Annotated in this window: 17 protein-coding genes; 9 read left to right on the plus strand and 8 right to left on the minus strand. The window is 59.5% G+C overall.

Annotated elements, in window-relative coordinates; all coding sequences use genetic code 11:
• Window positions 1–113: 113 nt before the first annotated feature.
• The 8 genes from XX99_RS01475 to XX99_RS01510 form a co-directional block, all read right to left on the minus strand.
• Entirely contained in the window at window positions 114–3,698 is a 3,585-nt protein-coding gene (locus tag XX99_RS01475) for an ABC transporter permease/M1 family aminopeptidase (RefSeq protein WP_050057602.1), read from the minus strand.
• Window positions 3,699–3,732: 34 nt separating this feature from the next.
• Window positions 3,733–4,626, minus strand: coding sequence for an ABC transporter ATP-binding protein (locus tag XX99_RS01480; RefSeq protein ID WP_050057603.1), 894 nt, complete (start codon window positions 4,624–4,626; stop codon window positions 3,733–3,735).
• 155 nt (window positions 4,627–4,781) lie between these two features.
• A complete protein-coding gene (locus XX99_RS01485; RefSeq protein ID WP_050057604.1) occupies window positions 4,782–6,923 on the minus strand; it encodes an FUSC family protein in 2,142 nt (713 codons plus the stop codon).
• Between the two features lie 2 nt (window positions 6,924–6,925).
• The gene (locus XX99_RS01490; protein ID WP_050057605.1) at window positions 6,926–8,164 is read right to left on the minus strand and encodes an efflux RND transporter periplasmic adaptor subunit; all 1,239 of its coding nucleotides are present in this window, start codon (window positions 8,162–8,164) and stop codon (window positions 6,926–6,928) included.
• Between the two features lie 8 nt (window positions 8,165–8,172).
• A complete protein-coding gene (locus XX99_RS01495; RefSeq protein WP_231581107.1) occupies window positions 8,173–8,508 on the minus strand; it encodes a YtcA family lipoprotein in 336 nt (111 codons plus the stop codon).
• Window positions 8,505–9,992 (minus strand): TolC family protein, encoded by a 1,488-nt coding sequence (locus XX99_RS01500; RefSeq protein WP_231581108.1) that lies wholly within the window; start codon window positions 9,990–9,992, stop codon window positions 8,505–8,507. The genes XX99_RS01495 and XX99_RS01500 overlap by 4 nt, the downstream gene beginning before the upstream one ends.
• Window positions 9,993–10,165: 173 nt before the next feature.
• Entirely contained in the window at window positions 10,166–11,272 is a 1,107-nt protein-coding gene (locus XX99_RS01505; RefSeq protein ID WP_050057606.1) for an alpha/beta fold hydrolase, read from the minus strand.
• A gap of 20 nt (window positions 11,273–11,292) precedes the next feature.
• Window positions 11,293–12,897: an amidase gene (locus XX99_RS01510; RefSeq protein ID WP_050057607.1), complete on the minus strand. Its 1,605-nt coding sequence runs from the start codon at window positions 12,895–12,897 to the stop codon at window positions 11,293–11,295.
• Between the two features lie 181 nt (window positions 12,898–13,078).
• Here XX99_RS01510 and XX99_RS01515 point away from each other — a divergent pair, with 181 nt between their 5' ends.
• The 9 genes from XX99_RS01515 (at window position 13,079) to XX99_RS01555 (ending at window position 22,938) form a co-directional block, all read left to right on the plus strand.
• Window positions 13,079–13,486 carry a BlaI/MecI/CopY family transcriptional regulator gene (locus XX99_RS01515; RefSeq protein ID WP_050057608.1) on the plus strand — a complete coding sequence of 136 codons (408 nt, stop codon included), beginning with the start codon at window positions 13,079–13,081 and terminating at the stop codon, window positions 13,484–13,486.
• Window positions 13,487–13,488: 2 nt separating this feature from the next.
• Window positions 13,489–14,844: a M56 family metallopeptidase gene (locus tag XX99_RS01520; RefSeq protein WP_050057609.1), complete on the plus strand. Its 1,356-nt coding sequence runs from the start codon at window positions 13,489–13,491 to the stop codon at window positions 14,842–14,844.
• Between the two features lie 30 nt (window positions 14,845–14,874).
• Window positions 14,875–16,428 (plus strand): Do family serine endopeptidase, encoded by a 1,554-nt coding sequence (locus tag XX99_RS01525; protein WP_050057610.1) that lies wholly within the window; start codon window positions 14,875–14,877, stop codon window positions 16,426–16,428.
• Between the two features lie 188 nt (window positions 16,429–16,616).
• Window positions 16,617–18,020 carry a phosphoglucomutase/phosphomannomutase family protein gene (locus XX99_RS01530; protein ID WP_050058060.1) on the plus strand — a complete coding sequence of 468 codons (1,404 nt, stop codon included), beginning with the start codon at window positions 16,617–16,619 and terminating at the stop codon, window positions 18,018–18,020.
• Between the two features lie 198 nt (window positions 18,021–18,218).
• Window positions 18,219–18,620, plus strand: coding sequence for an FtsB family cell division protein (locus XX99_RS01535; protein WP_231581109.1), 402 nt, complete (start codon window positions 18,219–18,221; stop codon window positions 18,618–18,620).
• 317 nt (window positions 18,621–18,937) lie between these two features.
• Window positions 18,938–19,165 carry a hypothetical protein gene (locus XX99_RS01540; RefSeq protein ID WP_050057611.1) on the plus strand — a complete coding sequence of 76 codons (228 nt, stop codon included), beginning with the start codon at window positions 18,938–18,940 and terminating at the stop codon, window positions 19,163–19,165.
• A 24-nt stretch (window positions 19,166–19,189) separates the two neighbouring features.
• On the plus strand, window positions 19,190–20,338 hold the full coding sequence (locus XX99_RS01545; protein WP_082125162.1) for an endo-1,4-beta-xylanase: 1,149 nt from the start codon (window positions 19,190–19,192) through the stop codon (window positions 20,336–20,338).
• 114 nt (window positions 20,339–20,452) lie between these two features.
• On the plus strand, window positions 20,453–21,124 hold the full coding sequence (locus tag XX99_RS01550; protein ID WP_050057612.1) for a dienelactone hydrolase family protein: 672 nt from the start codon (window positions 20,453–20,455) through the stop codon (window positions 21,122–21,124).
• A gap of 203 nt (window positions 21,125–21,327) precedes the next feature.
• Window positions 21,328–22,938 carry a DHA2 family efflux MFS transporter permease subunit gene (locus tag XX99_RS01555; protein ID WP_050057613.1) on the plus strand — a complete coding sequence of 537 codons (1,611 nt, stop codon included), beginning with the start codon at window positions 21,328–21,330 and terminating at the stop codon, window positions 22,936–22,938.
• Window positions 22,939–22,975: the final 37 nt, after the last annotated feature.

Below are 22,975 nucleotides of genomic sequence, written 5' to 3' on the forward strand. Positions count from 1 at the left end.
ATCCACAGCGCGAAAGCCGTCATTCTGACGATCAAAGGGAGGAAGAATCGCAGCGCTGTATACGGATACACACCGCTGCGATTCCGGCCGCCGCTGAAAAGTAACCGCCTTAGTTACATTTTGCCGATGTCGGTCATATTGTCCTCGGGATTGCGGTCGATCAGCTTGTTATACGGATCGATGCCCGCCCGGGTCGGTTTCTGGTCGACAACAAAGATGATGGTCGAGTCGTTCTGCGTGATCCATTGCTTCTCCACGTGAATCGGCTGCTCGTGATCCTTGCTTCCCGAGAAGACGCCTACCTCGATCAGGTCGTGAATCGGCACTTCCTGCTCCGCTCCTTCGCCATTGGCCTTCAACTTGTGCGATTTCACCGTCATCACCACTTTGTACTTATGGTCCGGAGTTTCCTGCCAGGTCGCCGAGACGACGCGGTTATCGTAAAGCGTGATGGTCTCGAACATATCGGTGATCAGATACTGCAGATCGGGGGGAGTTGCGCCGCGCAACGCCGCATCGAAGCCCCGCGTATCGGGATAAGGGCCCCCGGCATAGCGATTCTGGCGAAGGTAGTTGCCCAGCGCGTTGTTGAGCGTGTCCTCGCCGATGTAGTCGCTGAGCGCATAGAGCACCAGCGAGCCCTTCTGATACCAGACGTAGGGCTCGTTCTGCACCAGCAGCAACGGTGGCTCATGGCGGACCTCACCTGCGCGTCCGCGAAGATAGCCATCGAGCTCATGGCGAAGGAATCGGCGCATGTTGGCGTCGCCGTAGCGGTGCTGCATCACGCGCAGCGCAGAGTATTCGGCAAGGCTCTCGGACATCATGTTCGAGCCCTGCACATCGGCGCCAATAATCTGGTGTGCCCACCATTGGTGAGCCAGCTCATGCGCGGTGACGAAGTAAGAGAAGTCGATATCTTCCGGCTTGAGCACCCGGCCGATGAATCCGATGCCTTCGGAGTAAGGAACGGTGTTGGGAAAAGATTGCGCGAACTCGCGGTAGCGGGGGTATTCCAGAATGCGGTACTGCGCGAACTGGTAAGGGCTGTAGTACTTCGTGTAGTAATCGAGGCCGGCCTTTGACGCGCCGATCATCTTGTCAAGATCGTAGGTGTGCTGCGGCGTGTAGTAAACCTCGAGGTTCACGTTCTGCCACTTATCGTGCTTCACCGCGTAGCGACCCGAAAGATACGAGAAGAAGTCGGCGATGTCGGTCGACCCCATGCTGTACTCGTAGTAATTCCTGCCATCCTGTGTCCATTGCTTCTGGAGATATCCGGACGAGATAGCCGTCTGATCTCCCGATGTGCTCACTACAGTGTGATAAGTGACCCAATCGGAGTCGGGGCGGAAGAGATTGGCCTGCGAGTAATAGGGATCGCCGCGGGGCGCCATCTCCGCGTAAGGACCAAGCTTCTCTTCCCGGCGTCGCACCGGGTTATCCAGCTCGATGCCGCGGTTGTATCCGAGATATGGGAAATAATCCTGATCGAAGAAGGTTCCGTTGTAAGCAAACTCCGCGCGCTCGTTGCCGTCCTTGAATCCATGCGAGCTGTACGAGCACTTGAAGTCCATGCGCAGCTTGTCGCCCGGCGCGAGTGGCGTGGCGAGATGATAGATGAAATACCAATGCGCTTTGTCATTGAGCGTCTGCTGCGCAGGACGGTCGAAGTGGATTTCGTCAACGGAATCGCGTGCTCCGGTGATATGAATATCGCTGATCGGCTGCGTCGTGCGATTGAGCAGGATGTACCATCCGGTCGCGGAGAACGACCGGCGCTCAGGAAAGATGTTCACCGTGGTGTCGACTGCGATCACCTTGGGCAGCGGCTGCTTCTCGTATTTTTTGTAGAGCTTTTCGTAATCCGCCTGCAAGTGGCGCGCCTGCTTCGCGGTGCGAAAGACATTCAGCACATGCGTGTTGTAGTAGAACCAGCCTCCACTGCCTGCGGCGATGAGAATGAGCAGCACCGATACGGGAATGACTCCCGGAATTCGCTGGCCCGCGCTGTGCAGGCGGCTCTTCCACGAGGAATCGCTCCCACGTCGATGCAGCAGGACAGAGACAGCTCCAATTAGTCCACCGATCGCCAGCCAGTAAACCAAAATCCAGATGAGCGCGGCGACAAAGTGGCCGTAGCCATTCATGTCGGAGTAGGTGTACGGCGTAATCTCGCCGTAGAGCACCAGGCGATTCTCGATTCCAATGCGATACAGCACCGGCACCAGGACGAAGAATCCAACGACGACGCCATGCGCCATGAACTTATTGCCGAGAATTGTCTGAATGAACAGCGCCAGCAGGATATAAATCACAACCTGCGCGAAAGTTATGAGGTAGAGCTCTTTAAAGTAGTGGAGAAGCTCGAAGTGAAAATAGCCCTGGATCGCCTGGGACAGAATGCCGCATACCATCACCACCGTCAGCAAAATTAGCTCCACGATGGCCAATGAGCAGAACTTGCTCAGCCAGTCGATCCACTCGCGTGAGGGCAGCGCATCGTGAATCTGCTCGAAGCGGACATCGCGCTCGCGCCAGATCAGCTCGCCGGCGTAAAGCGTCGACACGATGAGGAAGAAGAGCATGGCCGAGCCTTCCACTGCCTGCAGCATCAGGAAGGTTAAAGGCCATACGTTCGATTCATCGAGGCGTCCGGCGAAATGCCCGTTGATCATGACGTAGACGATCATGACCAGGGCGATTGCCCAGAAAGGAATCTCTCGAACTACGTTGTTGATGCGCAGCCGCACCAGGCTGAAGAATTGCAGCAGGCTGGTGCGCGCTCCGAAGACCTGATGCACGACAGGCAGCTTCACGCCGAAGCGAGCCCGCGGCGGACGCGCATCCTCCTGCTCCACTTTCTTTTTCTTCTTCGAGGCCCGCGCGGTCAGCGTTTCTGCCGACATGGGAAAAAATATCCAAAGAACGACAAGAGAAAGCAGGCCGACGCTTGCCCACAGCACGCGGTTCCAGAGGAACATTCCGGTCCAGGTGGGGATGAGAGTATTTCTCTCGGCGACCGTCCAGTAGCGCGTGATGTTTTCGGTCCACAATATGCCCAGCGGATCGAAGACCGATGGCCAGAAGTAATTCAAGGAGCGTGTCTGCGAGACGGAGATGGCCAGGATCAGGTAGATCACGAAGAAGATCACACCCTGCAGGTAAACCGTGACGACCTTCCGTGTGAGCGCGGCCACCGTGAAAAAGAGCGAGCCCACAAAGAAGACCTGGATGGCGCAGACTTCGAAGAAGAGCTTCGCATACATGGCCAGATGAATCGGCTGAATCCGCGTGTGGTCGGCCCATGGCGCGAAGCTGCCGAGGATCTCTCCGATCGGCAGCCCGGTCAGGATCAGCAGCGTGATGATCAGCGAGCCCAGCCATCGGCCGCCCAGGTAGGGCAGCTTGCCGATCGGCTTAGTAAAGACCAGCTGATAGGTATCGCGCTGGAAGTCGCGCAGGATCGATGGGCCGAAGATCGCCGACATCACCAAAATACCGAAGGCTGAAAACTCGGCAAAGATGATCAGCGTGCTGTAGGGGCCGTTGAGTGCAATCTTGCCCGCGCCCGTCGGCCCGAAGTCCTCAGCGGCGACCGACAGGAAGGCAAGCAGGAAAAAGAGCAGGAAATAGACGTAAGTCGAGATGCTTTTGAAGCGCAGCTTCAGCTCGAACAGAAGAAAATCTAAGAACATGGCGTCGCCCTCCCGGGCCTGAAGCGGGATCGGGTCAGTTGATCTTTGCCGTGGTGGCGCCGCTCTCGATCTTGAGGAAGTACACATCTTCGAGGTTGGCATCGACCGGGCGGAAGCCGTTGCCGGGATCGCTCTCGGCGTAGACGCGAACCTCATGCGCACCGCCCAGCAGCTGCACAGAGACGATCTGCATCTGTGCTTCGATGGCCTCCAGTTCGCTCTCGTCGGTGACCAGCTTGCTCCAGATGCGGCTAGCCAGGGTTTCGAGCGCTTCGGAAGGCGCACCTTCGAGAACCACCTGTCCGTTGCTGATGATCGCCATGCGATTGCACAGCTCGCGAACGTCTTCGACGATATGCGTCGAGAGGATCACGATGACGTCGCGCCCGATGGCGCTGAGCAGATTCAGGAAGCGATGCCGCTCGACTGGATCGAGGCCGGCCGTGGGCTCATCCACGATGATGAGCTTGGGGTTCGCCAGCAGCGCCTGAGCAATGCCGAAGCGCTGCTTCATGCCGCCTGAATAAGTGCTGAGCGCTTTTTTGCGCGCATCCCAAAGATTGGTCTGCTGCAATAACGCTTCGACCATCGATTTGCGCTCACCGCTGCTGGTAATGCCCTTCATCACGGCCAGATGGTTGAGCATGTCCAACGCTGAAATCTTCGGATAGACCCCGAACTCCTGAGGGAGATAGCCAAGCAGCCGACGCACCGTCTCTTTCTGCTTGACTACATTGATGCCGTCTAACCAGATCTCGCCCGCATCGGGCTCCTGCAGCGTCGCGATGGTGCGCATCAGCGTGCTCTTGCCCGCGCCGTTCGGGCCTAACAGCCCGAACATGTTATTTCCGACGGTGAGGTTCAGTCCCTTCAGCGCCTGCACGCCGTTGGAATATGTCTTAGTCAGACCGGTGATTGTAAGTGGCACAGTATCTCCCTCGCATCTCTCAGATATGGCTTGAGCCGCGTTGCTCAATCATCTGGCTTGTGGGAATGAAGTATACGTGCTGAGGCCGCGGAAGGTTGCCTCTTATTTTGATAAGGTCGCATCAGAAGCCGGCCCCCAGGCCAGGCTCACCATCGCTATTCCGTAGCGAAAAGCGGTTCCGATGCGGCCTCCGCTTCCAGCCGGTCGAGGAGCGCGGAGATCGTTTTGGTCAAGCGCAGCAGGCCCTCCTCCTGTGCCGAGATCGGTGTGTGCTCGCTGGCCTCTAAGCTCTCCAGGAATTTCTGCAGGCCGGGGTGTGGAGGATGTTCGTAGGGCTTGCCGTCGAGTTGGCTTTCCAGGCGGTCGGCAACGTGATTGATCGCCCGCGAACAGTCTTCGAGAAAGCTGCGCTCGATATTGCGAAAAGCTTCGGAGATGCGGCTGGGGTCGCCGAACAATCGAAACTGAAGCAGCGGAATCTCCATGAGATAAAACGTGCGCAGCGACGTTTGCCAGCGGCGGATGCGATCACGCGCAGCCATGTGGGCCGCACGATCCGGTCCGGTTTCGAAGGGAACCGCATCGGCCTGCGCGTTGACCTCGCCGAAATATCGGTAGACCTGATCCCGCTGTTTGCGAATAAGGACGATGGTGTCGGCATCTGCGCCAATGCCGGATTCGGTGACCAGCGTGGCCATGAGCCGGAGATTGCGGACAAAGATGCGAACCATCTGATCGGATGCCGCGCGGGGGTAGAGGCGCTCAAAGACCAGCCACATCATCGAAATCCCCAGCAGCACGCCGATGGCGCGGTCGCGGGACGCGCTCAGCGACAGTTGAATGCTGAATTCGCTCAAGTTGATGAAATAGAACGCGACGACGATCTGCAATCCTGCGTAGGAAAGACGCGCGCTGGATGTGGCAACCCACGCCCCGATGGCCGAAACCACGGCGAATAGAACTGTAAAGCCGGTAATGGAGTCGATGTAGGGCAGCACGAAGACCTGCGCTCCGAGCCCAAAAACAAAGCCGCCCAGCAATGCTCCCGCGATGCGCAGCACCTGCTTCTGCCGCGATGAGCCGATGTTGGTGAGAGCCGTGAGCACACAGGTGGTGACGGCGGTCGAGATGCCCGGCCAATCGAGTGAGACGTAGGTGATGTAGCAAAGCATGGCCGCGAGGGTGCCGCCCAGCACGTAGCGTAGATGCTCGCGATTGGAGAAAGCATCTTCGACGAAGAGGCGGTTCGATGTTTGTTCGGCTTCCAGAATCTGCATCCGCGGATCGATCGATGTCTGGCTGGCATAGATGGAAGGAATGAGTGCAAGCAGCGATTCCAGCTCGGAAAAGAGCGGCGTGGCGGCGCCTTGATCGCGCTCCGGCTCCCATGATGCAGGCGATCTCTGTTCTTCCATGCACACCCGGATTTCGGCGACGTGCTCAGCCAGCAAAGCTGCTCTCCGCTCCAGAGCGGTATCGAGGACAGGATAGGCGTTGGCGAGGGCTGCTGCGAAATCCATGCTGCGGCCGATGACAGAGATCAAAGCGCTGCTCTGCATGCGTTGTATCGATGTGAAGTTGGCGCGGGTAATATAGCGGCGCAAAGCTCCGACGCCGACGACGGCGTATTGCGAGAGGAGCCGGTTGGTCTCCGGGTCGGCGGCCTTGCCGGCGCCATAGGTGCGAAGCATGCTTTCGATGATTTTGAGACGGTCGTGCATTCCGTCTTTCAATTCATCGCGCTTGCTGAAGGCGTGGAACACGACCTCTACCGAAAGTGTGACCAGCGCGCCGATGAATGTGCCCAACACCTGCCAAAGGGTGAGTTCGACATTGTGTTGCGCGGGGCCGGGCAGATACCAGATCGAAAGGGTATTGGTTGCCACGATGCTGAGGCCGGTGGCGAGGGCAAAATTGGTCAGCGTACGAAGGAGAAAGAAAACGATAAAGAGGCTGACCGCCTCCCATAGAAAGTGGGTGACGGGAATGGACGCGAACATGCGCGCACCAATAGGAACGAACAGGCCGCCGATGACGAAGGCGGCCACGATGGAGATAGCCGACTTCGCCGTGGAGAGAAGGTTTTCGCGCGAAAGAATGAAGGCGCAGAGCGCGCCGACGACGCCACCCGGAATACGGAAGGTGACGATGATGATCATGGTGAGGGTGGCAGAAATGACCATGCGCGCGACCGTCGCGCCGCGGCCGGGATAGGGAGCCAGTTCGCTGCGCAGAAAGGCGGTGAACCAGTCGCTAAAGCGGGCACGATGCGGAAGCTGGATCGTGGAGGAGGCCATGGCTATCTCCGCGTAGCCAGAGAAGACTCACCGCGGATGACGACAACCGCCGATTCTCCAAGGCGGAAGACTTCGTTCGGCTGGGCTTCGAGGCGTACACGCACCGGAAAACGCGAAGCGAGATGGACCCAGTTGAGCGTGCGCTGCACATCGGGAAGGCCGGGCGGCGAAAAACTTCCGATCAGATCGGCATCCGGCGTTACGCCGAAACCCACGCTATCCACGACACCCTGGTAATGAACATTGGGACGGGACAGCACGTAGACCTCGGCTGGCATGCCGGGGCGGATATGACGAAGCTGGGTCTCGCGGAAGTTGGCGATAGCCCACCATGTCCGCGTATCGATCAGAGTGAAGATCTGCTGTCCGGCCGTAGCGTAGGCGCCCTGAGAGATGATCAGGTTGGTCACGCGGGCATCGAAGGGGGCGTCGACTTTGCAGTTGTCGAAGTTGTATTGCGCAGTGTCGATCACGGCCTGCTTGCCTGAGACCTGACCCTCCAGCGGTTCGAGCGTAGTTACGTTATGAGAGGCCTGCTGCACCTGCTGATGGCTCTGTACGAGTGTGGCTTGCGATTGCGCGTACTGCGCTTTGGCGGCGTCAAGTCCGGCTTCTGCCAGGGCCAGCTGCGCGCGTGCCTGATGGGTTTCCTGCGAGCGCGTGATTTCCAGCGTGCGCGCCTGGTCGATCTGGTCCACAGTTACAAATTGTTTGGCCAGCAGCGGCTCGATACGATGGAGATTATTCGTCGCATAGGCCAGGTCCGCGTTCGCGCGTTCTACCGCGGCTTTGGCGTTCGAGACATCGGCCTTCGCCTGCTCGATGGCTGCGGAGGAGCGATTCAGGCTGGCCTCCGAGCTCAGCGCGCTGGCCTTGGCCACATCCACGCCGCTTACCTTGCCGGCGATGACGCGACGCTCGTCGTTGATCTCACCGGCCAGCGCCACCTGGTCCGACTTCGCCCGCGCCAGCGCGTAGGCGTAGGGGCGGCCGTCGATTTCGAAGAGACGTTCTCCCTGTTTCACCAGCTGGTTATCCACGACATTCAGCTTGGTGATGGGTCCGTTCACCAGCGGGGCGATGCCAATATAGTTGGCGAAGATTTCGGCGTCGTCGGTACGCGGATCGTTCGTGACTTTGTTGAGAACCAGCAGTCCGGTAATCGTGGCGCACAAGATGATTACGACGCTTACGACGCGGCCCGCGCGGTTGCTGCTTTGCGATGATTCGTCGAGTGTCATAAGTTGCCCTAACTAAAGAAAATCAGCCATAACGTGAATGCGAAAAACGCTGCCAGACAGGGGTAAGTCACAATCGTCCACTGAATCAACCTGTCCCGTTTGAAACGCGCCAGCACCCAGTTCGTGATGCCTGCCAGCACTATTCCCACGATCATGCAGATGAGCCAGGCAGGGAAAAACGAGCCCAGAATATTGAACGATGGCGCCCGCCCACAGCCCGCCAGGAGGCTGAAACCACCCAATCCGAGGAGCGGTGCCATCGATTTTTGCAAAAGCTGCACGAGCCTCAGTTCTTCTTCCCATCCTCGTTGTTTCATCACAGTCGTTCCATCCTTGCGCTTCATGGCGCGGGCTTCGGCGGAGGCTGAACCTGAATCAGGTCGCCGGTGCGGAACGCCAGATCCGCAACCTGCAATAGCAGCTGCGTACGCGCCAGTATCTCTTCCGATCGCGCCTGGGCCAACGTCTTCTGCGCCGACACTACATCGAGCAAATTCCGTACTCCATACCCGTACGACTCGCGTGCCGCTTCATAGGATTGATCGGAGGCGGTCAGCAGAGCTGTCGCGGCCTGTTGCTGCCGGAGCGCCGTCCTCATATTCGAATAGGCGGTCCATACTTCGTCGGAGATCTGGTCGCGAAGCGCATCGATGTTCGCCTGCGCAGCTCGCTTCTCTGCCTTGGCCTCGGCAATCTCATGCTCCCGCCGTGTGCCGTCGAAGAGCGTCCACTTGAGCTGCAGGCCAACGGTCCACACTTCACCCTCTGCATAGCCGCCGGGAAACAGATTGGTTTGTCCGTACGCGCGGGCCTCGCCTCCATCGCCGCTAAAGCCAAGCGTGGGAAAGTAGGTCGAGCGCGCCTGCCTGATGGTGCCTTCAGCGGAGCGCACCCGAGCCACCTGCTGCATCAGCTCCGGCCGTTGCGCAAAGGCGCGATCGATTTCCTGGTCTACGGAGTCGACCATCGCGTTCGGCGTGCTCAACTCTCGGATGTCCTGCACCTTGAACTGTATCTCGGGAGGCAGTCCCATCGCTGTCGCCAGATCTCCACGCGCAATATCTTCCGCTCCGATGGTCGCCTGCAGATCGTAGTCGGCCTGCGCCCGCGCCGCGGTTGCCTCTAGCAGATCGGGCCTGGTGGCGAGGCCATTGTCCAGCCGGTTCTGTGCGTCCTCTTCCACCGTCTGCGCATTCTTCAGGCTCACCTCTGCCGCCTCGCGCTGGCCCATCGCATTCAGCAGGCGATAGTAGGCCGACGACACCTTGAAGATAACCTCGCGATGCGTGTTGTTGAACTCGAGGTTCGCGATCAGCAGGTTGGCCTTGGCCACATCGACCGCTCCGCCCCGGCCGCCAAAGTCGAAGACCAGATATTCGACATGCAGCGTCGGTTCGAAGACGGCAATGGTCTGCCGTTGAAAATACTGGTTGACTAACGTTGCCGTACGCTCCGTTGCCGCCAGCGCGACTGCGGCAATAGTCGGCAGGAACGCGGCCCGTGCGATTCCCACAGCTGCTGCTCTCGCCCTGGCCTGCTCCCAGGTGACGCGCGTCTCCGGATTATGCCGCTGCGCGAGGTCGATCAACTCAGCCAGCGTGTAAACCTTCGCAGCATCGATGTCGTATTTCGCCTCGGGACGCGCAGCCAGTTCGCGATCCAGACTCTGCTCCGCCTTCGAGTGCCAGACCTTGTCTGGAGAATCGGGTACGCTCTGCGCGAAACAATGCGACGCGGCGGGGACCATCATCAAAGCAATGGACGCAACTTGAAGGATTTGTCTCGTGCCATTGAAAGCCCGCGGCCGCATGCGATGGATTGGAAACATCTCCTTCCGGAAATCTTGCCCGGTGAATCGAAGGCAGTGCTGTTGCGAAGCATCAGTGTAAATGGGAATCGATATCCCACCCCGTCTCTTGCACGATACTGCGGTTTTCCTCATGTGGCGAGGAGAAACAAGTCGTGAGATTTGCTTCTCCTATTTGATTCCGCGTTATCTCATTACGGGTGTAGAGGCTGGCCTTTCATAAACGCGGCAACGTTCCCATTGAGAAATTTTTCGTCCGCCGGGCTTGCCCCCGCTCCCGCAGGATGTCCCCACAACGACGGGATAGGCAGCAGGGTGCAGTGCGGAATCAGCGGCGCTTCGGTGCGGGCATCGGTCACCGGAAAGTACAGGTCGGTCGCCGATGGCATGTAGAGGACCTGCGCCTTGATCGATCCGAGTGCCTTCGTCGTATCGCCGTTGAATCCCGGAGTCGTCCCCACGTCGTGCTGCTCCCAGGTACGCATCTGCAGGATAAGGTTGTTGGCATCGGCGTCCGGAATGAAGTGCGTCTTGTAGTTCTCGATCACCTGCGCCAGCGTGCGCCCGGCCGGCTCTTCCGTCTTCCACAACTCCTGGTGCCACCACTCCTGCGAAAACAACCACGCCGTCCACACCAGCGAGAACGACTGGATGCCTTTCACCGGCTCTGTGGTGTAATCGCCGCCCTTGAATGCGTCATCCGTTTCAATCGCGTTGATCTCACTCTCCAGCCGCACAATGCCATGTCCATAGGTCTTGGCCGTGCCGGAAGTCGCCACGATCCGGTCCATGTAATCGGGATAAGAGACAGCCCATTGAAAGGCCTGCTGCGCACCCATGGAGAAGCCGATGACCGCCTGCAGGTGCTTCACGCCCAGCTCCTGGGTAAGAAGCTGATGAACGGCCTCAACATTGTCGCGAATCGTCGTGACGGGGAAGCGCGGCCCGTGGAACGGCTCGGGCGTATTGCTCGGCGACGAAGAGCGGCCGTTGCCAAATAATTCGGATGTAATCAGGAACTGCTTCTCCGGGTCCAGCGCCTTGCCCGGTCCGATGAGCCATCCGTAGCCCTTCATGTTCGCCATGTAATGCGAGGGCAGCAGGATGGCATTGTCCCCGGCAGCATTCAAATGCCCATATGTCCCGTAGACAATCTTTGCCTCCGGCAGCGTGACGCCGCTCTCGGTATGGAAGTTGTGAATGACATAGGTGTGTTCCACCGGCTCAGGCTGCTGCGGAGCGGATTGCGCGAGCAGCGACAGGGAAGAGAGGCTGAGAACAATAGACGCAAGAATTTTCATGAGGGATCGTCTCCAAAAAGTTACGGCAAAGGTGGAAAGAGCGGCGGATCTCTGCGCTGCTGCGTGGTTTGCTCGAAGTCATAGGCGTAGCGGATCAACTTGGCTTCGCTGAATGCCGGCCCAAGAATCGTCAGCCCCGCCGGCAGCGCGCCGTGCGTGAAGCCCATAGGCACGGTGATGGCCGGAAAGCCGGTCTGCGGCGAGAGCACCTGGCTGTTGTCGCCTGCGGGACTCTCCGTGTCGCCCACCTTGCGTGGCGCATTGCTCCAGGTCGGATACACAATGGCGTCGAGGTGATCCTTCGCCATCGCCGCCATCAATGCGTTGCGGAAGGCAATCTTCGGCGCATCGTGATAGACGTCAGGGCATGGCGCGCGCCGGTCGTCAGCCTTAGGCGGCGCGACGGCTCCTTTGATCTCCTCTTCGATGTAGGGCAGATAAAGTCCCGACGCAACGATGGACTTCAGATCGTGATACGGCGCGTTCGGATGCTTCGCGAGGTAAGCGTTTAGGTCGGCCTCGAAATCACCGCACCACAGATTCTTCGTGAGGTCGTCATAGCCGGGGATCGTGAAGGGATCGACCAGCACCGCGCCCTCCTGCTGCAGTGTCTTCAGCGCCTGCTCGGTCACTGCTTTCACCTCCGGATCGGTCTCCGGTTTATCAAAGTACTGCCGGAAGACCCCGATGCGCGCGCCGCGCAGTCCATGCCGGTCGAGAAATTGCGTGTAACCGAGCTTCGGTCGCCTTGTACTATGCCACGTGATTGGATCCGCCGAATCTGGTTTAGCAACCACCGTCAGCAGCGCAGCGGCGTCGGCCACGGTGCGCGCGATCGGTCCGCCGACATCGTTATTCGCAAACAGCGGAATGATGCCGCTGCGGCTGGTGAGGCCGATGGTCGGGCGAATGCCCACGAGATCGTTATGCGACGATGGTCCGCGAATCGAATTGCCTGTGTCGGTTCCAAGTCCCGATTCGCCCAGGCTGGACGCGACGGCGGCGGCGGTGCCTCCGCTCGAACCCGCCGGCACACGCGTCAGGTCATAAGGATTGCGCGTGATGCCGGCGATGGAGCTGGCGGTCAGATAAGGGCTGAAAGCCCACTCCGCCATGTTGGTCTTGGCCAGGATGATGGCTCCGGCTGCGCGCAGCCTGGCGACCATGGTGGCGTCGCGCTCGGGGAGGAAGCCCTTCATGGCCAGGGAGCCGCCGGTGGTCTGCAATCCCATCGTGTCGTAGTTGTCCTTGATGAGCACAGCGATGCCGCCCAGCGGAGGCAGCGTGTGCGTGGCGGCGAAATTGTGATCGCAGTCGTCGGCATCGGCAAGAGCGTTGGGATTGACCAGCACAATCGAGTTCAGGCGCTGATTGCCGCCTGGGCCGTCCATCGGTTTCTGATCGTAGAAACTGATGCGAGCCAGGTAGCTCTGTACCACCGCGCGGCAGGTGGTTCGTCCCTCGCGGATGGCCTGTTGCGTCTCGGCGATGGTGGCGCCAACCACATTGAAGCGATTGTCGGCTGAACGATCACCGGGGCCCTGCGCCTGCGCAAAGGCCGGAACCGTCGGTCTCACGGCAAAAGCCGTAATTAGGAGCAGTGCCGCGGGGAGAAATCCTCTCATCGGATGCCTTATCTGCTGGAAAGTGATGGATTTATGGAACGCTACGGGTGTTTTGAATATAGCCGAAGCCTTCCTGGGATAACGAGATTTGCCCTGTCCACGAAAAAAGAATTTTGCGGCCAACCAAAAATTGTGCTAACTAATTGTTTAGTTGCTCGTCAGAAGGATTGAACGAATTTCAATGCCTCCGAAGAAATCCATCACGCTGACCGAAGCCGAACTCCGGCTGATGAAGGTTCTGTGGGAACGCGGCGAGTCGGCTGTCTCCGATATTGTCGCTGCCGTCTCCGGCGAGCGAACCCTGGCCTACACCTCGGTTCTCACCACCGTGCGCATCCTCGAGAGCAAGGGCTATGTCTGTCATCGCCAGGAGGGCCGCGCCTTTCTCTACAGTCCGTGCATTGATGAGTTCCAGGCCAGCAAGTCCGAGGTTCGCCACGTGCTGCAGCGCTTCTTCGGCAACTCCCGCGAGCGGCTGCTCCTCTCGCTGCTCGGAGATGACGACGTCTCTCCCGAAGAGCTGAAGCGCCTGAAAGATGCCATCGCCAGCGCACCCGACGACTTTGCCGGCCAGCCGGAGGAGGTCTAGTGATGGAACACGCAACGGGCATCCTCAGCACTTTTTCCGCCGCGCTTGCCGGCTCCCTGGTCACCGCGATCTGGGAAGGCACCGTATTGGCTGCGAGTATCGCTCTCTGCCTTCACCTCGTGAAGGGAATCCCTGCGGCCGTCCGCTCGGCTCTGTGGACGGCGGTGCTCCTGTTTGTCGTTCTCCTGCACTTCGTCCCGTTCTTCGGCATTCGCTCAGCTGAGGCGCAGCTCGGGGCTGCAAAGACGTTACATGTCGACCTGCGCTGGAGCATGGCCATCGTCGCGCTCTGGGCTGTTTTCTCCCTGGTCCGCGCGGCACAGCTGGTTCACAGCGCCATCGGCCTGCATCGGATCGCCAAGAGGGCAATCCCCGTCGCCGCCTCTCCGGAATGCGCTGTGCTGCTGCGCACGCGCCTTCGTTCCGCAAGGCTCTGCGTTTCGGCGGATGTCGATCGTCCAAGCGTGATCGGCTTCTTCGCTCCGCGCGTTCTGATTCCGCTGGCTCTCTACGAAAAGCTCCCGGCATCCGAGCTGGAACAGATCGTGATGCACGAGATGGAGCACCTGCGCCGCGGCGACGACTGGACCAACCTCCTGCAGAAGCTCAGCGTCGTCCTCTTCCCGCTGAATCCTGTCCTGCTGTTTGTCGACCGCCGTCTTTGCGCGGAACGCGAGCTGGCCTGCGACGACCGCGTGCTGCATCTCACCCGCGCCCGCAAGGCTTATGCCACCTGCCTGGTCAATCTCGCGGAACATTCGATGTTGCGCCGCAGCGCTTCGCTGGTATTGGGAGCGTGGGAGCGGCAGTCGGAGCTGGGCCGTCGCGTGCGCCGCATCCTGCGTGGGCCGGAGAGCGTGATGGGACGCAGGCAGATGCGCCTGGTGACCAGCGCACTGCTTTTAGGGATGATGACCGGCGCGTTCACGCTCGCTCGCGAACCGCAGCTGATCAGCTTCGCTCCGCGACCCGCACTCCCGATGGAAGCAAGCATCATGCCCGCTGCCCGCTATGTACCGGCGTCGTTCCGGACCACCATGCCTGCGCTGAAGATGGTCGACACCGTCTTCCATCTTCCGGCCGCATCGCCGGATAAGCAGCCGGTGAAGCCGGCAATCGCGCCGAAGCCGCGCCTGCGTAAGGCTGTGCGTACCATCCCCGCCAATCGCATCACGCTAGCCGATATCTCTGAGCGCCGTGCGCTGTCGAGCAGAATGCCGCAACGCGCAGCCGTTCTCGTTCTCACCGATTGGACGGGTGTTCCTCTGCCGCCCCGTCTTGGCCTGGTCGTCTCTGACGACATCTATTCCTACGCCGCCGTTCCCACTCCAAACGGCTGGCTCATCGTCCAACTCTAACCGCAAGAAAACCCATGGGAGGGTTGTTGCATGTTCGAACCAACTAATCAATTAGTAGAAAAGGCCAGGAAATTGGCCGCACCTGCTGCCGTGGCCGGAGCCTTCGTTCTCGGCGCTGCGTTCTTCGTCGGACACGGCGGCGTTCACGCTGCTGCGGTATCGAATCCCGCTCCGCTCGATGACCGCAGTGTCTCCGCGCTCACTGCGCTCGATCAGGCCATGGAGTCGGTCGCGTCCCGCGTCACGCCCGCCGTCGTTAACATCGCCGTCACCTCGCGCACCACCGAGCAGAACACCGGCGACGATCAGCAGGCGCAAAATCTGCCTCCGGGCTTCGCGCAGTTCTTCGGACCGAACGGTCCCTTCGGAGGGCAGCAGCCGCAACAGCCGCAGCTCCAGCACGGCATCGGCAGCGGAGTCATCATCTCGCCTGACGGCTACATCGTCACCAACAACCACGTGGTCGAAGGCGCGACCCAGATCAAAGTGACATTGAACGATCGCCGCGTGCTCACTGCCAAGCTGGTCGGCGTCGACAAGCTGACCGATCTCGCCGTGGTCAAAGTAAACGCCACGGATCTGCAATCGATCTCCTGGGGAGATTCGACCAAGCTGCAGCCGGGACAGACGGTGCTGGCCTTCGGCAGCCCCTTCGGATACTTCAAGTTTTCAGTGACGCGCGGCATCGTCAGCGCCGTGAACCGCGACAACCCCTATCGTGACGATGCGCGCAAGCCGGGTGGTTACATCCAGACCGATGCGGCAATCAATCCCGGCAACTCGGGCGGACCGCTGGTCGACGCGCGCGGCGAGCTGGTCGGCATCAACACCTTCATCATCTCCGGCGATGGAGCCTTTGCCGGAGCCGGCTTCGCCATCCCCTCGCAGATGGTGCGTGCCACGGCCGAGCAGCTTATTCAACATGGCAAGGTCGAACACGGTTACCTCGGCATCAGCATGAACGACGTGACGCCGGACAACGCCGGCTTCTTCCATCTGCAGGAGGCCTCCGGTGCGCTCGTCGCGCAGGTAAGTCCGGATTCTCCCGCCAGCCGCGCCGGTTTGCGCAACGGCGATGTGATCGCCGCGCTCAACGGGCAGAAGATCGACAACTCGGGCGCGTTGCAGGTGCGGGTCAGCGAAATGACGCCCGGAACCAGCATCTCTCTCGGCATCGTCCGCGACGGCAAGCCGCAGACGTTGAACGTGACCGTAGGGCAGTTCCATAACAACAAAGAGGTCGCAAGCAATGACGACGATAGCCAGGGTGGGCCGCAGAGCGGCAAGCTCGGCCTTGCGGTAAGTGATCTCACCCCGCAGGTCCGGCAGCAGCTCAGCGTTCCCGACCAGGTTCACGGCGTGGCGGTCCAGAATGTTCGTCCCGGCAGCCCCGCGGAAGATGCAGGCTTGCAGCCCGGCGACATCATCCTCGAAGTCAACCGTCAGCCCGCGTCATCGGCAAGCCAGTTTGTGAGCGCAGTCCACGGCAGCACGGCAGGAAAGGACGTGCTCCTGCTGGTGTGGTCGAAGGGCAACGCAACCTACCTCACCCTCCATCCCGATCAAGGCGATCAGAACGGCTAAGCTGCCGGATTCCACAGGAACGCCGGTGTCTATTCATGGCATCGGCGTTTTTCGTTGGACGGCGAGATCTCTCCGATGTTGACGCTGTGGATTTAAGATGTGGCAGGCATTGTCGTGCTCACCGTGAGCATCTTATGGACAAGAGCTTCGTGCAAATTCAATCCACGAGATTCAGGCAAGGGGAGAAGATGGCGGTCGAAATTAAGTTTGGCACTTCAGGATGGCGGGCGATTGTCGCCGAAGACTTCACGCTGGGAAATATCCGGCGCGCGGTGACAGGCATTGCAAAATACGTGGCGGCGCAGCCGGGCCAGCACTCTGTATTGGTGGGGCGCGATCCTCGCTTTCTGGGTGAGACCTTTGTGGCCGAGGCGGCCAGGATCCTCGCCTCGCATGGCGTGAAGCCGATTGTGATTCCAGACGCCGCGCCGACGCCGGCCATCTCCTACACCGTCCGGAAATTGAAGACCGGTGGCGCGATCAACTTCACCGCCTCGCACAATCCGCCGGAATACAACGGCATCAAATTTTCAACTCCTGACGGCGCACCCGCCCTGCCCGAAGTGACGAAGCAGATCGAGGCTCAGATCGCCGCACTTGGCGAAAGCGTGATCCCATCGGCTCCGGAGCCCAAAGACAAGTTCGAAGAAGTCGACGCGAAGCCGGATTATCTGAAGCGCCTCGGTGAGCTGGTGGATTTTCCCGCCATCAAGAAGTCGGGAATCAAGGTCGTCTTTGATCCCTTCTGGGGCGCGGCGCGCGGCTACAGCTGCCACATCCTCCGCGAGCACGGCGTCGAGACGGCGACGGTTCACGACTATCGCGATGTGCTCTTCGGCGGCCATGCTCCCGAGCCGGACGATCATCTGCTGGGCGATTGCAAAGCCAGGATGAAGGAGACGGGAGCGAAGATCGGCATTGCCACCGACGGCGACGCCGACCGCTTCGGCATCGTCGACGAAGACGGGACGTTTATTCAGCCGAACTACATCATCGCGCTGCTCTTCGACTATCTTGTCCAGACGCGCGGCTGGAAGAACGGAGTGGCCAAGTCTGTTGCCACCACCAACCTCGTCAATGCGCTGGCCGAGTCGCTCAACATTCCCCTCTACGAGACGCCGGTCGGTTTCAAGTACATCGGCGAGCTGATCAATCAGGACAAGATCGTCATCGGCGGCGAAGAGAGCGCCGGTCTCACCATCCGCGGGCACGTTCCGGAAAAGGATGGCGTGATTGCCGGCCTGCTGGTCACCGAGATGGTCGCGGTTCGCGGCAAGAGCCTGGGAGCACAGCTAAAGGATCTCTTCGGTCGCGTGGGCGAGTTCTATCCCAACCGCGAAAACTTCCGGCTGACTCCCGAGGTGAAGGAAAAATTCGTCGAGAAGGTGAAGACCGATCCCAAGGAGCTGAGCGGACGCAAGGTTTCGCAAATCGTTCGCACCGACGGCTTGAAGCTGATCCTCGAAGACGGCTCCTGGGTCTGCTATCGCCTGAGCGGAACCGAGCCGGTGGTTCGCGTTTACTCCGAAGCTCGCAAGCATAGCGACACCGATGCGCTGAGCGCCGCTGCCAAAAACTGGGTGCTGGAATAAACGCAGTAATTCGTATCCACCGCTGACACGAATTGGGCCTTCTCTTACCGGGAGGCCCATTTTGCTGCTTATTTGCCGATTTTCCATGCGAAGAATTGGCGAAAGAATGGCGCTCTTGATTCCTTCCGGCTAACTTTCACTCGAACTCGATGCGCTTCCTCCGGTGTTCGGTCGATGATTTGAATCTGGGGAGTCATCGTGAATGCCGTTGCGTCCAAGCCGTCGTTAAAATCGCGCGCCGTGAGCTCGGTGTACCGGGTTCGCCGCCGCATCGCGACTGGGCTGGCGGTGGTTCTGGCGGTGTTCTTCGGATTCCATGTCATGTTCGGCCGCAATGGTCTGAATGTGTACGAAGCCAAGCGCACGGAAGACCGTTCGCTGCACCAGCGGATCGACACGTTGCAGCAGGAAAACGACCACCTCAAGGATCACGTAGACCGGCTGACCAGCGATCCCGATGCCATCGAGCATGAGGCGCGGGAGAAGCTGCACTACGCCCGCCCCGACGAGGTCATCTGGACTCTGAACGATGTGCGGCGCTCCGGCGACGGCTCTTCTAGCAACAGTGACCTTGCCCAGAGCGTGCAGGCGAAACGATAACATCGGGAAATTTGCGACAAAGGGAAGCGCAGGGCAAATGCTCTCTGGGTTCAGGCCGCTGACCAAGCCTTAGCCTTGGAAGGGCACGGCCTTCAGGCCATGCGCAAATTGTGCCGATGTTGCTGACCAAGCCCTGGTCTTGGAAGGGTACGGCCTTCAGGCCGTACGTAAACGAGCAAAATGAGTGCGGCTTCAGCCGCTGAGGGAACGCCCCGCTCGCACTGCTAAGGTTCTTCATCAATCTGATCCCAGGGCGAACCCGCCTGGGCTTTTCTGTTTTAGCGCGCAGAAGCCGGGCCTTCTATACTGCTTGAGGAATGGGCATACTCTCGCCAGCACGGTTCATGTGGAACGCGACGCGCGGGCATCGTCTTCGCCCCTGGCGCAGCGAATACATCAAGTGGCGCATCGAGACCTACTCCGGCATGAAGGCCGACGAGATCAAGCCCTCCGATGTGCTGCGCTTCGTATGGAAAGAGAAGGGAAACCTTCTCCGCTTTCTCAAGTGGACGGGCGAAATCGAAAAAGCCGGGATACGGGATTAGATCTCGAATAAGAGCAGGAGCAGAATGCAAAATCGGCGGGAATTTCTTCGACTGTTGTCTGCCGCGGCGGTGCTTCCCCCGCTCACCAATGCGTATCAGGAAAAGGACACGCGCCCTTCCGCGCTCGCCGATGTCTCCGGCCCGCGCTCTTTGCGCGCGCATGCTGAGCAGCGGGGCTTGCTGGTGGGGTGCGCCGTGGTCCCGGATCGGTTGACCGGCGAGCCGCCCTACGGCAGCGTCGTTGCCGAACAGGCGAACCTGCTGGTCGCTGAGAACGCAATGAAGTGGGGCGCGCTGCGGCCCGCTCCCGGCAAGTTCGATTTTCGCGGCGCGGACGAAATCCTGGCCTTCGCCGCCGGGCACAAGCAGAAGGTCCGCGGCCACAATCTCTGCTGGCATGAGTCGATTCCCAAATGGTTCGATGGCGCCGTCACCAGGGACAACGCGCGGCAGTTTCTGGTTCAACACATTCAGACCGTGGCTGGCCGCTATGCTGGCAAGCTGCATTCGTGGGACGTAGTGAACGAGGCCATCGATACCAAGAGCGACCGGCCGGATGCCTTGCGTAAATCTCCCTGGCTGGAGCTGATCGGTCCCGATTACATCGAGCTGGCGTTTCGTACGGCGCGCCAGGCCGATCCCGCCGCGCTGCTGACCTACAACGACTACGGCATCGAGAACGACTCGGCTGACAACCGCGAAAAGCGTGGACAGGTGTTGCAGCTGGTGCGGCGGATGAAGGATCGCGGAGTGCCCATCGACGCGGTCGGGGTGCAGAGCCATCTCACCGTGACCGATCCAGCGCCCGGAGCCGGTCTTCAGGAGTTCGTCCGCGAGCTGCGCCGCATGGGATTGCAGGTATTTGTAACCGAGCTTGATATCAATGAGCGCAAGCTTGAGGGCTCGATCGCCGAGCGCGATGCCGCCATTGCCAAACTATACAAAGATTACGTAACCATGATGGTGGCAGAACCGAATGTGAGTGCGGTGCTGACCTGGGGTATTACGGATCGCTACACCTGGCTGGACGGTCCGAAATACGCGCGTATCGACGGCAAACCGCAGAGGTGCCTGCCTTTCGATTCCGACTATCAACCGTCGCCGGCCTTTTTCGCCTATCGGGACGCGCTGGACACGCGGCTCCCGTCTGCATCGGTACCAACCCATAAATAGGCGCTAAGAAGGCGTCATATTGGTGCGGTGAAAGCCTATCCATGCGGCCTCGCGTCTTTGGGCAACGTCTCTTCATCTGCAACATGCAGTCCTAATTTTTTTCCGGAGTAAATAATGGGTGAATTTGTAAAGCTGACCGCAAGTGATGGGCATGAGCTGGATGCCTACGTGGCAAAACCAGAGGGCGATCCCATCGCAGCATTGGTGGTCATTCAGGAAATTTTTGGCGTCAACAAGCACATCCGCGCCGTCGCTGACGGTTATGCGAAAGATGGATTTCTCGCCGTGGCTCCGGCTCTCTTCGATCGCTTCGAGCGTGGCGTAGATATCGGTTATGAGGGCAAGGATATGGAGAAGGCCATGTCTTTCTTCCCCAAGTTGGATGTCGACCAGATGAGCAAAGACACAGCGGCTGCAATCAAGTATGCGCGCGAACAGGCAGGGAAAAAGACCGGCATCATCGGTTACTGCCTGGGCGGGTCGATTGCCTGGCTGGCCGCTTCGCAGGGAGTTGTCGACGCCGCAGTGGGATATTACGGCGGGATGATTGCAAAGTTTGCCGACGCTCCGATCAAGGCTCCCATCATCCTGCATTTCGGCAAGAAGGACGCGCACATTTCCGAAGAAGATAGAGCGAAGATCGCAGCAGCGCATCCCGAAGTCCCCATCTATCTCTACGACGCGGGACATGGATTCAATTGCGACATGCGCAAGGACTTCGATGCGGATTCGGCGAAGTTGGCTCGCGAGCGTTCGCTCGAGTTCCTGAAGAAAAACCTGGCATAGCTGCAAAAAATCAGCTTCCAAAAGAGAACAGAGACGGCGGGGAAGTGTCATTCACCGTCGTCCCTGTTTTTTAGCAGCCATCTTCGTGCTTTTTCCCGTCTTTCACCGCTCGCGGCGTATCCTTCTCCTAGCTACGAATATCAAAAGAACGGGGAACGTTCCTGTGCCGTTCTCTTGATGGACGAAGGAGACACCGGAGACTGATGGCAGCATCCGCCGCGACCGCCGATCCTAAACTCATAGCTCAGGAAAAATGGCGGCCCAGAGTCAATCCCTGGATCATCGCCGCCACTGTGGCCATGGCTGCCTTCATGGAGGTGCTCGATACCTCCATTGCCAATGTCGCGCTGCCTCACATCGCAGGAAGTTTGGGAGCGAGCCAGGACGAGAGCACCTGGGTGCTCACTGCTTATCTCGTTTCCAACGCCGTCGTGTTGCCCATGGGCGGCTGGGCGGCGAGCGTCATCGGCCGGAAGAAGTTCTTCCTGCTGTGCATCGTGATCTTCACGGTAAGCTCCTTTCTCTGCGGTATCGCGCCCTCTCTGCCTCTGCTCCTCCTGTTTCGTGTCATGCAAGGCGCAGGCGGTGGAGGACTGCAGCCGATGGCCCAGGCCATCATGGCGGATTCCTTTGAGCCAGCGCAGCGCGGTCTCGCCTTCTCGCTCTATGGACTGGTCGCGGTGCTCGCTCCTTCGATCGGGCCGACGCTGGGCGGTTGGATCACCGACAACTACAGCTGGCACTGGATCTTCTACATCAACATCCCGGTCGGCATCCTGGCCTTCTTCCTCACGCAGCGGCTGGTCGAAGATCCGCCGTGGAGCAAGCCTGACCGAAAGAATCTATTCAAGCTGGACTACGTGGGACTGAGCCTGCTGGTTATAGCCATGGGCGCGCTGCAGATCGGCCTCGATAAAGGCGAAGAGAAAGATTGGTTCGGCTCGCACTTCATCGTGGGATTCGCCATCGCCTTCGCGATCTCGTTTATCGCACTCATCCTTTGGGAGTGGCGCGCCAAAAATCCGCTCATGGACCTGCGCCTCTTCAAGCAATCCAACTTCGCCGTCTGCTGTTTCCTCATGCTGCTGACCGGCGGCCTTCTGAACGCCACCACCGTACTGCAGCCGCAATTTTTGCAAGCCCAATTGGGATACACAGCGACTCTGGCCGGCCTCTCGCTCTCCGGCGGAGGATTGGTGCTGATCTTTCTCATGCCGCTGGCCGGTCAGGCTGTGGGACGATTTCCCGCAAGGAATATCATCGCCTTCGGCTTCATTATCTTTTCTATCGCGTACTTCATGAGCGCCACCTTCATCAACCTCGGCCTCAGCTTCAAGACTTCTTCGTGGCTTCGCGTCGTCCAGGTCACTCCCATTCCCTTCGTCTTTATTTCGGTCACCACCGCAGCCTACTTCGGGCTTCCGCGCGAGAAGAGCAATCAGATATCCGGGCTCATCAACTTCGTGCGCAACATCGGCGGCAGCATTCTCATCTCGCTGACGAACGCCGCGGTGACGGAGCGCGGCATGTTTCACCAGAATCAGCTGCTGAAGTATCTGACTCCCTCGAACGCCAACTTCCAGCAGCGCGTCGACAGCCTGAGCAATGTTTTCACCACCAGCGCGGGAGGCGGCAACGCGAATCTGTTGGCGCAGGGGTCGATTTATAACCAGCTTCAGCAGCAATCCCAAACGCTGGCCTATGTCGATGTTTTTTACATCCTTTGCGGCGCTTCGATCTTGATGATTCCCGCAGCCTTCCTGCTGAAGAAGAATCACCCCGGAGCGGGAAGCGGCGAGATCGCTGTCCACTAACTCGCGTCCGCTCGCTGCACTTCTATCCCCGTCCCAG

Source organism: Silvibacterium bohemicum, assembly GCF_001006305.1.
In the GTDB taxonomy this organism is placed as follows: domain Bacteria; phylum Acidobacteriota; class Terriglobia; order Terriglobales; family Acidobacteriaceae; genus Silvibacterium; species Silvibacterium bohemicum.